Here is a 10,577-nt window from a genome sequence, read left to right as displayed (position 1 = left end):
CCCCGCCCCCGCCGCCGCCGCCGCTCCGGTCCCCCGCCGTGGGGCACGACGTTCTCAATTTCCGGGCGAAAACGTCACACGGCCGTCCCCCTCGGCGGGTGGGTGTGGGGTCACGCGGCGAGGTGGAAGGTGGTGGCGAAGCGCGTGAGGAGCGTGCGGGGGCCGCGGAGGACCTCCACCACTCCGGCGTCGATGGCGGCCTCCGGCGTGAGCTCGCCCGAGATGAGCCGGCGGATGCCGGGCCCGCTCGCGAACGCCAGGTCGGCGGGACCGTCGCCGCGGGCGACCAGCAGGCGCGGACCCTCCACCTGGATGAGCAGCCCGTCCTCCCCGAACCGCGCGCCGTAGGCTGTGGCCGGCAGCTCGGCGGCCACAGCAGGCTGGAACGCCGTGCGCAGCGACATCGTCATCGAGTCCGGGGTGATGATCTGCTCGTCGCGCGGGTCGCCCAGCGCCTTGAACCCCCAGGCGCCGAACGCGAGCACGACCGGTTCGAGCTCCCTCCCGTACGGCGTGAGCTCGTAGAGGATGATGCGGGAGCGCGGCGCCCGGCGGATGATGCCGGCCGCCTGCAGCTCCTTGAGCCGCGCCGCCAGGATGTTGCTCGGGATGCGGGGAAGCCCCGCGGCGAGCTCGCCGTAGCGGCGCGGCCCGACGAGCAGGTCGCGGACGATCAGCAGCGCCCAGCGCTCCCCCACGAGCTCCAGGGCCTGGGTGATCCCGTCGTACTGCCCGTAGTCGCGCGCGACCATCGACCTCAGGCCTGCTGGCTCAGGTACGCCTCGGGGCCCTTGGCGGCGGCGACCGGGTCCATCCAGCCGAACTCGAGGATGTTGCCGTCCGGGTCGGTGAGCTGGCGCTGGTACATGAAGCCGTAGTCCGCCGGCTCCTTCGTCTCGGTGCCGCCGGCCGCCAGCCCGTCCGCGACGGTCGCGTCGACGATCTCGCGGCTGTCGAGCATGACGGAGGTGGACGCCGACACGTTCTTCGTGGGCTCGCCGACCGGGAGGTCGGTGAAGCTCTGGAAGAAGTCGCGCGTGACGATCATGAAGTAGTTGTGGTCCTCCTCGACGACGACGCACGCTGCGTTGTGGTCGGTGAAGAGCGGGTTGATGGTGAATCCGACGGCCGAGTAGAACGCCTTGGCGCGCTCCAGATCGGTCACGGGCAGGTTGACGAACATCGCGGTCATCGTGGTCTCCCTTGTCATGGTCCGCTGGTGATGATGTTGATACTTGCAAAAAACAAGTGCTGCGTCAAGGGGTGATTTCGCGGGCGAGGATCATCGGGAAGAAGCATCTGAGTCTCGGGCATCGTGCTAGCGTTTCTGTTGTTGCGCCCCGGGACTATTCGATCTGATCGGACTCCCGGGGCTTCTTGCTTCCCCTAGGGTCGAGCGATGGATCCGCACTCGACTCCGGCGTTCGCCGCATCGTTGAGCGAGGCGCCTTTCCGGCGGTACGTGAACCGATACGGCGGTCAGCGCCAACTCGCCATCCGCCTTTACGCGTGGAACATCGAAGTGTCGTCGGCTTTCTGGGGACCGATCGGCGTGTTGGAGGTCATGCTCCGCAATCGGATCCACGACGCTTTACGCAAAGGGCGGTCGGACGCGTGGTGGTACGACGGCGTGAACCTCGCGCATCGAGAGGCGATCGGCCTTCAGACGACGATCAAGCGACTCTTCGACCGAACCGGACGCGAACCGAGTCCGGACGAGGTGGTCGGTGCCTCGACATTCGGCTTCTGGGTGGGCCTCACCGGATCAGGAGTGCCGCGCCACCCGCTCTTCAGTTATGAGACGGCGCTGTGGCAACCGCGGCTCCGGCACGCGTTCAGCGGCCTGGGCGGCGTGAGCAGAAAGGAGCTGCACGCACAGCTCGACGGAGTCCGGGCGTTCCGCAACCGCATCGCACATCATGAGCCGGTGTACGCGATGAACCTGCCCAGTATGCGCGACAAGATCGTCCGCTGCGCGAGCTACCTCGACAGAGACGTTGCCGACTACATCGCCGCCAGCCACCGCATCGACGTAGCGCTCACGAGGCAGAAGGAAGTCATCTCTTCGGGGACGTGCGTCCTCTAGCCGCTACTCCGTCAACCGCCGCACCGTCAGCGACTGCTCCGCGAACCCCACCGCCCCCGCCCGGTCGTGCAGCACCGAGCGCGTGATCCCGAGTCCCGTCGTCCCGAAGACGACCTCCGTGTCCAACCCCAGCCACTCCCCGCTCGGCGCCCGGTGCAGGTGGATGGTCAGGTCCACGTTCGGGAACATCCATCGGGTCGGGTGCTCGCGCACGGCGACGCCGTTCGCCGTGTCGACCAGCGTGATCCACGCCGTCACCGGGTCGACCTCCACGCCCTGGATGAGCTCGCAACCGGTCGACAGCCACACGGTCGCACGGCCCGCCTCCGGGGAGTGCACCGCGCGGGTGTCGAGAGAGGCCACATAGCCGCCCTGCCAGGCCTCCATCATCGACCACGGCGTCGCCGACTCGGGCGACGGCAGCGGCCCGGCCCCACCACCGGCCACCTCGGCGGTGTCGAAGTCGGCGAGCAGCCAGGCGCGCGCCTTCACGGCGGTGCGGCCGCGGATGACGGCCGTGGCCTCCACCAGCTCGATCGTGCGGCCCGGGCGGATGGTCTCGACCGAGAGGGTGACCTCGTCCAGGGCGAGGAAGCCGAGGATGTCGAAGCTGATCCGGGCGAGCTGCAGCGAGGCGCTCGCCTCGGCGGCGTGGCGCAGGATCGCGTGCGTGATCAGGCCGCCGAGCGGGCTGAAGTGCATCTCGTCGTCGGCCCATGCGCCGCCGGCGTGCGGGGTGGGGGTGAAGACGTTCTCGCTCCGCTGAACGAAGTAGGCGTCGGGGATGGTGGTGTCGGCGTTCATCCCCTCCAACGTAGGCGCAGGAGGGCCTCCCGAGCGACACTAGAGCGTATGAGCAGACACGAACGCAGGCGGGAGGCCGCGGCCGAGGCCCAGGAGCGGGCGCAGGCCGAGGCGGCGATCGAGGCGACCGAGACCGACGACACGTCGGTGGACGCGGACGAGACGCTGGAGTCGGAGGAGGAGCCGGGCTGAGCCGTAACCGGCCTTACCCGGCGTGCCCCGACACGAACCGCGACGTCGGCGCACCGCCCTCCTCGGCCCCGCGCAGGTCCGAGTCGCGCACCAGCGGCGGGATCGACGGGTCGTCCGGGAGGTCGATCGCGGCGGTCAGGCGGATGTCCCGGGAGGACGCGCCGACCTCGATGGTGAAGGCGCCGCCCTCCTGCCGCCACAGACCTGAGCGGCCGTCCGGCCGGGTGGAGGCCGTGTCCCAGTAGCCGAAGTCCCTGCTCTCCAGGTCGAACGACACTGTGGCCGTCCCGCCCGGTTCGAGCGCGATCTTCTCGAAGCCGCGGAGCTCGCGCAGCGGACGATGCACCTCCGCCTCGGGGTCGCCGACGTAAAGCTGCACGACCTCGGCGCCTGCGACGCCGCCGACGTTGGTGACGGTGCAGGTCACGCGCACGCGGCCGTCGGCGGCATCCACCACGTCCACCCGGAGGTCGCCGTAGGAGAACTCCGTGTACGAGAGCCCGTGCCCGAACGGGTAGCGCACCGACCGGCCGAGGGCGTCGTACCAGCGGTAGCCGATGAACACGCCCTCGCCATAGACGACGGTGCCGCGCTCGCCGTTCCAGTTCGGGAAGCCGGGGGCGTCCTCGATGGCCAGCGGGAAGGTCTCTGCGATCTTCCCCGACGGGTTGACGCGGCCGAAGAGCACGTCGGCGACGGCTGCACCGACGGCCTGGCCGCCGAGCCAGGCCTCCACGATCGCGTCGACGCGGTCGTGCCACGGGTCCATCGTCACGGGCGAGCCGTTGGACAGCACGACGGTGAGGGTGGCGCCGGTGCGCTCGCGGAGGTCCGCGAGGGCGTCGATGAGGGCGACCTGGTCGGCGGGGAGGTCGAGGGTGAACCGGTCGTTGGCCTCCTGCTCGTGCGAGAGCGGGAGGCCGACGAACACGACGATCGACTCCGCCGCGGCGGCGACCTCCACGGCCTCGACGATGAGCCGGCGGGCAGCGTCGGAGAGCGGGCCACGGCGGAGGCGCTGCACCGACTCGGCGATCCGCAACTCCTCCACGAGGTACTCCGAGCGCCGCGCCACGGCCGGGCGGTCCGCCTCTGCCGTGACCCCGTGCGCTTCGAAGACCGCCGCGTTGTCGTCCTGGTAGGCGTTCTTCGGGACGTCGATGTACCCGGGGGCGTAGACCACGCGCTCCCCGGCGATCGCGCGCACCGCGTCGAGCGGGGCATCGACCCGGGTCGGATCAACACCGGACGACCCTCCGCCCTGGATGCGCGCGTGCTCGGCGAACGCGCCGACGACCGCGATCGTGCCGCCGGACTCCGCCAGCGGGAGCACCGCAGTCTCGTTGCGCAGCAGGGTGACGCACGCGGCCGCGGCCTCCCGGGCGAGCGCGTGATGCGCGTCGGCGTCCAGCAGGGCGAGCTGCTCGGGGCTGAGCCTGTCTCCCGCCGCGTGACCGAGGTCCATGACGGGACCGTTCACCAGGTCGGCGCCCGGGTACGTGCGGGCAACCAGCTCCAGCACGCGACGGGCCGACGCGTCCACCACGGACTCGTCGAGCTCGCCGGCGCGGACCGCGGCCACGACCTCGGCGACCGTCCGGCCGTGGGTGCCCGGCATCTCCAGGTCGAGGCCGGCGCGGAGGGCGGCAACTCGGTCGTGCACGGCGTCCCAGTCCGAGACGACGGCGCCGGTGTAGCCCCATTCCTCCCGCAGCACCTCCGTCAGGAGCCAGTGGTTCTGCGACGCGTGCACGCCGAAGAGCCGGTTGTAGGAGCACATCACCGTCCACGGCTCGGCCGTGCGCACGACGCGCTCGAAGGCCGGCAGGTACGTCTCCCGCAGCGTCCGCTCGTCGGCGACGACCGAGATCCGGGTGCGCTCGATCTCCTGGTTGTTGGCCGCGAAGTGCTTGAGCGACGCCCCGACACCGGTCGATTGGAGGCCGTCGACGTACGCGGCGCCGAGCTCGCCCGCGTGCAGCGGGTCCTCGGAGAAGTACTCGAAGTTGCGCCCGCACAGCGGCGAGCGCTTCATGTTGACGCCCGGGCCGAGCACGACCTGCACACCCTCCGCCCGCGCCTCGGCTCCGATTGCGGCGGCGACCCGGCGCATCAGGTCCCGGTCCCAGGAGGCGCCCATCGCGGACGCGGTGGGGAACCCGGTCGCCGGGACCCACACCATGTCCACGCCGGTCTCCTTGCGGAGCCCGTGCGGGCCGTCGCCGACCTCGATCGCGGGGACCGGCGCGGGCAGCCCCGGCCGGTCGATCGTCTGGGTGAACCAGTCGTCCACGCCGGAGAGCAGCGACGCCTTCTCCTCCAGGGTGAGGGCGGCGAGGACGTCATCCACGACGAACGGAGGGGTCTGCATGCGGGTGGGGCCTTTCGGGAACCGGGTCAGTGAAGAAAGCGTGCGTCAGGTCGCGAGGAAGGCCTCGGGATGCTCCTGCCGGAGGCGCGCGATCAGCTCGGGCGTCACAGCGACACCACCCTCGGCCAGCGCATCCAGAACCACGCCGTGCAGTGGCGAGTCCGACGCAACCGTCACGCGGGCGGCCGGCGCAATGCGCGCCAGCTCCGCGGTGATCGCGTCACGCATCGCAGGGTGCTCGGAGGTCGCGACCGACCCGTTGAGCAGCACCGGCAGCTCGCCGGCGGCGAGGTCCGCGCCGACGCGGCCGGCGCACCACTGCGCGTAGCGGACGAACGCCTCCGCCTGGTCGTCGACGATTCGCTGGGCGACCGCGTCGTCCTCCCCGGCCAGCGCGAGGACGATCCGGGAGGACTTCCACAGCTCGGTCCCCGGCAGCGCGCCGAAGCGGCGAGTGAAGACGTGCCGCAGCTCGCCCGGGTCGGCCACGTCGTACTGGGTGCAGAGCGCCTCGGTGAGCCGTGTCGCCGGTCCCAGGCCCATCCACTCGCGGCAGGCCGCCTTGAGCGCGCTGTTGCCGAGGCCCTGGCCGCCGAGGTCGTCGAAGACGTACCAGCCGGAGCACTGCTCGCGCCCGTCGGCCGACCGCGCGGCGACCGCAGGCCCTGTGCCGACCGTGATCGACAGCCCGACGCCGGTGCCGTCGATCAGGCGCAACGAGGCGAACCCGTCGTTCTTGACGCTCCAGCCGCCCATCCCGGCGAGCCGGTCGGCGATCCGCTCGTCCCAGAACGACGCGTCCTCCGGGTAGTCGACCCCGGCGAGGCGGAAGGCCGCGGACCGGATGTCCGTGACCGTCGCGCCCGCCTCTCCGAGCGCCGACTCGACCGCACCGAAGACGGCCTCCTCGGCCACCTCGATGCGCTCGGCTCCGTAGATGTCTCCGCGGCCGCCGCGGCCACGGCCGAGCACGATGCCCGAGCCGTCGACCACCAGCGCGACCGTCTTGGAGTTGCCCGCATCGACCGCGAGGTAGAGCGGCCCGGACTCCGCACGCACCGCCACGATCAGCGGAGCAGGCGCTCGGGCAGGTACGCGCGGTGCGCGTACGCCATCTCGTCGTACAGCTCCTCCGCGACCCGCAGCGTCGGCACCATCGGGTTCGCAGCGAGCGCGCGGATGCCGTCGGCGCGCGTCCCCTTCCACGCCGCCTCCGCGGCGAGGTACTGGTACTCCGCGAGCTGCTGCACGAGTCCGCGGACCGCGTGCGGCAGCGGCTTCTGCGGCAGCGGCGTCACGCCAGAGCCGTCGACATCGCACCACATCTCCACGACGACATCCTCGTCGAAACCGGGCAGCACGCCGCCGGTGTTCGGGAGGTTGACAGGCAGCCGGGCGGGAGCGTCGTTGTAGTACGAGCTCATCACGTCGATGGCGAGCTCAAGCTCGTGGATGCCACCGCGCGAACGGCGCGGGTCCAGCTCGGGGACGGCAGCCTGCGACTGCTCGTCGTAGTGCTCCCAGTAGCCCGGCAGCGCGGCGAGCAGGTCCTCGGCACGGGTCGTGCGCGCGCCCTGCAGTTCGCGGAGGATCTCCTCGCGGAAGTAGTAGTACTGGAAGTAGTCCGCCGGCACCGAGCGCATGGTGACCGCGAGCTGCAGCATCCGCCGCTCCAGCGTGCTGAGCGTCGGGTCGTCCTTGCGGGCCTCCCACGCCGCGTCGAGCAGCGGCATCAGGTCCTGGCCGTCGTAGGTGTGCTCGGTCGACCAGACGTTGTGGTTCACGCCGGCCATGACGACGTTCGCGCGCTCGGGGTCGAGGCCCGCGGCGCGCAGCACCGTCTTCGGGAACACGATCGGCCCCTCGCACATCGACCAGATCGTCCGGTCGGTGAACCGGGTGACCGCCTGGGAGACGATGTTGACCGGGTTCGTGTAGTTGAACAGGATCGCCTTCGGCGCGACGGCGTCGAGGTCGCGGATGATGTCCTCGTAGATGTGGATGGACCGCAGCGCCATGAAGAACCCGCCGGGGCCCTGGGTCTCCTGGCCGATCACGCCGTGCTTGAGCGGGATGCGCTCGTCCAGCGCGCGGGCCGCGAAGTTACCCGGGCGGAAGCTCGACAACACCGCGTCCGCGTCCGTCAGCGCCGCGCGGCGGTCGGTGGTCGACGTGATGGTGATGTCGAGGCCCTTGGACTCCGCGATCTTCTGGCCGATGGTCTCGACGGCCTTCAGGCGGGCCGGGTCGACGTCCTGGATGACGATCTCCGAGCCGTTGAACTCCTCGCCGTGCTCGAGGATGGACGCGATGGTCCCTGCGCCGCGGGACGATCCCCCGCCGATGTAGACGAGCTTGATGGAAGCCATGGGTGTGGGTGGTGCCTTTCTGGTCGGGCGTCGGCTGGTGGGGTCAGCCGGGGTCGGCGGTGGAGGTCAGCGGGTGGTCTGGAGCAGCTCGGCTGCGGTGCGGTCCACGAGGAAGCGCGCGTCGGAGCATTCGGAGAGGACGGTCGCGGGCCAGTCGGGCTCGTACGAGTCGGCCGCGGCGAGCCGGCGCACGGTGTCCTGCTTGTGTTCGCCGGTGACGACCATGACGACCGACCGGGAGAGCTCCCGGATGGTCGCGATGCCGACGGTCACGCCGAAGCGCGGCGCCTCGTCTAGGCTGCGCAGCGTCGGGAAGGTGCCGAGGTTGTCGCGGCGGGTGTCCTCGCCGAGCGCCACCACGCGCGTCACGGTGTCGGCGGCGGCCCCCACGGGGTTGAGGGCGACGTGGCCGTCCGACGCGCCGGAGGCGAGCAGGAAGACGTCGATCCCGCCGGCCTCGGCGAGCGCGCGGTCGTACTCTCCTGCGGGCGCGGCCGGGTCCGGGTGCCACAGGTTGGCCTCCGGGATGCGGTGCCCCGGCGTCGCCGCGGCGTTGAGGAGGCCGAGGATCTCGCGCCGCCCGAACCCGACGCAGCTGTGCGGGAGGTCGGGGTCGATGGCGTGGTAGCCGTCGCCGGCCTCCTCCACGTACTCGTCCATCAGGGCCACGACGACGTGGGAGAGGTCGAGGTCGCGCTCGGCGACGAGCGTGGCGAGGTTCGCGTAGGTGGCGATCGGGCTGCGTCCGCTCGGGCAGCCGAGGACGAACGTCCGTCCCTCGGCCGCCGCCCGGGCGATCCCGTCGGCGAGCTGAACGGCGGCTTCCCGGCCGACATCGTCGGCCGTGTCGAGGATTTCGGGCGCGATGCGCATGGGTACTCCTTTGTTGCTTCTGGTGCAGTGCGGGAAGAGGGTGTCGGCCCAGGTCACTCTTTGAGCGCGCCGTTGAGCACGCCGCGGATGAAGTGGCGCTGGAAGAACGCGTAGAGGATCAGGACGGGCAGCGCCACGATGAGCGAGCCGGCCGCGAGCATGTTGACGTCGAGGGTGTGCTGGCCCTGGAAGACGCCGAGCGCCAGCGTCGCCGGCTGGATGGTCGGGTCGGCGATGAAGACCAGCGAGAGGAAGAAGTCGTTCCACGTCCACATGAACGACAGCAGTGCGAGCGTGAGCACGGCGGGACGCGAGATCGGCAGCAGGATCTGCCAGAGCATCCGCCAGCTCCGCGCGCCGTCCATCTCGGCAGCCTCGATGAGCGACTTCGGGACGGCGCGGAAGGTCGCCCGCATCCAGAAGACGCCGAACGGCACGCCCATCCCGATCTGGATGATGATCAGGCCGAGCCACGAGTTCGTGAGCCCGATCGACTGGAACGTGTAGTACAGCGGGATGATGAAGACCTCGGCCGAGATCATCAGGCCGAACAGGATGACCGGGAAGATGACCTTCTGCCCCACCACGCCGAGCACGCCGAACGCGAAGCCCGACAGGATGGCGATCAGGGTCTGGCCGAGCACGGCGCCGATCGTGATGACGGCGGACGCGATCATGGCCGACCCGAAGTTGCCCACGTTCCACGCGGTGACGAAGTTCTCGAAGTGCAGGTTCAGCAGGTCGATCTGACCGCCCCGGCTCGGGCTGAGCGCCGTGAACACGAACCAGACCACCGGGAAGAGCACGAGGATCGTGACGAACGCGAGGATGGCGTGGTTGAGCGTGCGCTCGGTGCGCGAGATCATGCGTCCTTCTCCTCGGAGAGTCGGGTGATGACGAGCGCGACGCCCAGGCAGACGATCGCGAGGACGATGCCGATGGCCGCGGCCATGCCGACATCCGGGTTGAGGAACGCCTTGCGGTAGAGGATCAGCGCCGGCGTGGTCGTGGAGGTGCCAGGCCCGCCCTGCGTGGTGATCCAGACCAGGTCGAACGCCCGGAGCGCTCCCGTGACGGTGAGCGTGAGGGCGACGGCCACCTGCCCGCGGAGGCTCGGCAGGGTGATCGAGAAGAACTCCCGGATCGGGCCGGCTCCATCGATGCGCGCGGCCTCGTAGAGCTCGGTCGGGATGGCGGCGACGCCGGCGACGAACAGCACCATGCAGAGGCCGAGCGCCGTCCAGGTGCCGATGACACCGAGCGCGGGGAGCGCCCAGTTGAAGTCGCCGAGCCAGTTCTTGGCCAGGTCGCCGAGGCCCACGGCGCGCAGCGCCTCGTTGAGCGGGCCGTCCGGGCCGTAGATGCGCTTCCAGATCACGGCGACGACGACGCTGGTCAGCACCTGCGGCAGGAAGAGCAGCCAGCGGTACACCCCGCCGCCGCGCAGCTTGCCGCGGCCGAGCAGTGCCGCCGAGAGGAGGCCGAGCGCGATCGGCAGGACGGCGAAGAAGACGACCAGCACGAGCACATGCCCGAGCGACTCGAGCAGGGCCGGGTCGGTGAAGAAGGAGATGTAGTTGCTGAGACCGACCCACTTGGCGGTGGTCACGCCGTCCCAGCGGTAGAACGAGTAGTTGAGGCTCTGCAGGATCGGGACGATCACCACGAAGCCGTAGAACAGCAGGCCCGGCGCCGCGAAGGCGAGACCCAGCCAGTGGCGGCGGCGCACGCGCGGTGAGACCGCGCGCCGCGGAGCCTTCTTCGGCGCGGTGCGGCCGGGGGCCGCCGGTGGGGCGGGCCGCGGGGTCGGCCCCGGCGCCCCCCGGGTCGAGGTGGACACGCCAGACCCGGATGCGCGGGGGGGGGCACGGGTGGTTTTACG

General features: G+C 70.8%; 11 protein-coding genes. 2 read left to right on the top strand and 9 right to left on the bottom strand.

Annotation, left to right across the window (positions count from 1 at the left end; translation table 11 throughout):
* Nucleotides 1–110 precede the first annotated feature (110 nt).
* Entirely contained in the window at nucleotides 111–752 is a 642-nt protein-coding gene (locus tag ACFRFH_RS07865) for a winged helix-turn-helix transcriptional regulator (RefSeq protein ID WP_382462426.1), read from the bottom strand.
* Nucleotides 753–757: 5 nt separating this feature from the next.
* On the bottom strand, nucleotides 758–1,192 hold the full coding sequence (locus ACFRFH_RS07860; RefSeq protein WP_370055785.1) for a VOC family protein: 435 nt from the start codon (nucleotides 1,190–1,192) through the stop codon (nucleotides 758–760).
* A gap of 207 nt (nucleotides 1,193–1,399) precedes the next feature.
* Here ACFRFH_RS07860 and ACFRFH_RS07855 point away from each other — a divergent pair, with 207 nt between their 5' ends.
* Nucleotides 1,400–2,086, top strand: a complete 687-nt coding sequence (locus ACFRFH_RS07855; protein WP_382462425.1) for a hypothetical protein — start codon at nucleotides 1,400–1,402, stop codon at nucleotides 2,084–2,086.
* A gap of 3 nt (nucleotides 2,087–2,089) precedes the next feature.
* Here ACFRFH_RS07855 and ACFRFH_RS07850 read toward each other — a convergent pair whose 3' ends face one another.
* Complete coding sequence (locus ACFRFH_RS07850; RefSeq protein WP_382462424.1) at nucleotides 2,090–2,890, bottom strand: thioesterase family protein; 801 nt, start codon at nucleotides 2,888–2,890, stop codon at nucleotides 2,090–2,092.
* 48 nt (nucleotides 2,891–2,938) lie between these two features.
* Between ACFRFH_RS07850 and ACFRFH_RS07845 the strand changes: the two genes are divergently transcribed.
* A complete protein-coding gene (locus ACFRFH_RS07845) occupies nucleotides 2,939–3,082 on the top strand; it encodes a hypothetical protein (RefSeq protein ID WP_345839625.1) in 144 nt (47 codons plus the stop codon).
* Between the two features lie 13 nt (nucleotides 3,083–3,095).
* Here the strand turns inward: ACFRFH_RS07845 and ACFRFH_RS07840 are convergent, their stop codons facing one another.
* The 6 genes from ACFRFH_RS07840 to ACFRFH_RS07815 all read right to left on the bottom strand — a co-directional run bounded on the left by ACFRFH_RS07840 (nucleotide 3,096) and on the right by ACFRFH_RS07815 (nucleotide 10,535).
* Nucleotides 3,096–5,453 (bottom strand): beta-glucosidase, encoded by a 2,358-nt coding sequence (locus ACFRFH_RS07840; protein ID WP_382462423.1) that lies wholly within the window; start codon nucleotides 5,451–5,453, stop codon nucleotides 3,096–3,098.
* 45 nt (nucleotides 5,454–5,498) lie between these two features.
* A complete protein-coding gene (locus ACFRFH_RS07835; protein ID WP_382462422.1) occupies nucleotides 5,499–6,518 on the bottom strand; it encodes an N-acetylglucosamine kinase in 1,020 nt (339 codons plus the stop codon).
* 2 nt (nucleotides 6,519–6,520) lie between these two features.
* Nucleotides 6,521–7,822 (bottom strand): hypothetical protein, encoded by a 1,302-nt coding sequence (locus ACFRFH_RS07830; protein WP_382462421.1) that lies wholly within the window; start codon nucleotides 7,820–7,822, stop codon nucleotides 6,521–6,523.
* A 66-nt stretch (nucleotides 7,823–7,888) separates the two neighbouring features.
* The gene (locus ACFRFH_RS07825; RefSeq protein WP_382462420.1) at nucleotides 7,889–8,695 is read right to left on the bottom strand and encodes a 6-phosphogluconolactonase; all 807 of its coding nucleotides are present in this window, start codon (nucleotides 8,693–8,695) and stop codon (nucleotides 7,889–7,891) included.
* A gap of 53 nt (nucleotides 8,696–8,748) precedes the next feature.
* The gene (locus ACFRFH_RS07820; RefSeq protein WP_382462419.1) at nucleotides 8,749–9,561 is read right to left on the bottom strand and encodes a carbohydrate ABC transporter permease; all 813 of its coding nucleotides are present in this window, start codon (nucleotides 9,559–9,561) and stop codon (nucleotides 8,749–8,751) included.
* Nucleotides 9,558–10,535: a carbohydrate ABC transporter permease gene (locus tag ACFRFH_RS07815; protein ID WP_382462418.1), complete on the bottom strand. Its 978-nt coding sequence runs from the start codon at nucleotides 10,533–10,535 to the stop codon at nucleotides 9,558–9,560. The genes ACFRFH_RS07820 and ACFRFH_RS07815 overlap by 4 nt, the downstream gene beginning before the upstream one ends.
* Nucleotides 10,536–10,577 lie beyond the last annotated feature (42 nt).

Origin of the sequence: Leifsonia sp. NPDC056824 (genome assembly GCF_042789575.1) — a bacterium.
Taxonomy (GTDB): Bacteria; Actinomycetota; Actinomycetes; order Actinomycetales; family Microbacteriaceae; genus Leifsonia.
The sequence above is the reverse complement of the archived record's forward strand: the minus strand, read 5'-3'. Positions and strand labels throughout refer to the sequence as shown.

Bases quoted from the DNA above. Each gene is read 5' to 3' on its own strand.
- ACFRFH_RS07850 (WP_382462424.1), bottom strand. From the start codon at position 2,890: ATGAACGCCGACACCACCATCCCCGACGCCTACTTCGTTCAGCGGAGC.
- ACFRFH_RS07865 (WP_382462426.1), bottom strand. From the start codon at position 752: ATGGTCGCGCGCGACTACGGGCAGTACGACGGGATCACCCAGGCCCTG.
- ACFRFH_RS07840 (WP_382462423.1), bottom strand. From the start codon at position 5,453: ATGCAGACCCCTCCGTTCGTCGTGGATGACGTCCTCGCCGCCCTCACC.
- ACFRFH_RS07825 (WP_382462420.1), bottom strand. From the start codon at position 8,695: ATGCGCATCGCGCCCGAAATCCTCGACACGGCCGACGATGTCGGCCGG.
- ACFRFH_RS07845 (WP_345839625.1), top strand. From the start codon at position 2,939: ATGAGCAGACACGAACGCAGGCGGGAGGCCGCGGCCGAGGCCCAGGAG.
- ACFRFH_RS07855 (WP_382462425.1), top strand. From the start codon at position 1,400: ATGGATCCGCACTCGACTCCGGCGTTCGCCGCATCGTTGAGCGAGGCG.
- ACFRFH_RS07860 (WP_370055785.1), bottom strand. From the start codon at position 1,192: ATGACCGCGATGTTCGTCAACCTGCCCGTGACCGATCTGGAGCGCGCC.
- ACFRFH_RS07830 (WP_382462421.1), bottom strand. From the start codon at position 7,822: ATGGCTTCCATCAAGCTCGTCTACATCGGCGGGGGATCGTCCCGCGGC.
- ACFRFH_RS07820 (WP_382462419.1), bottom strand. From the start codon at position 9,561: ATGATCTCGCGCACCGAGCGCACGCTCAACCACGCCATCCTCGCGTTC.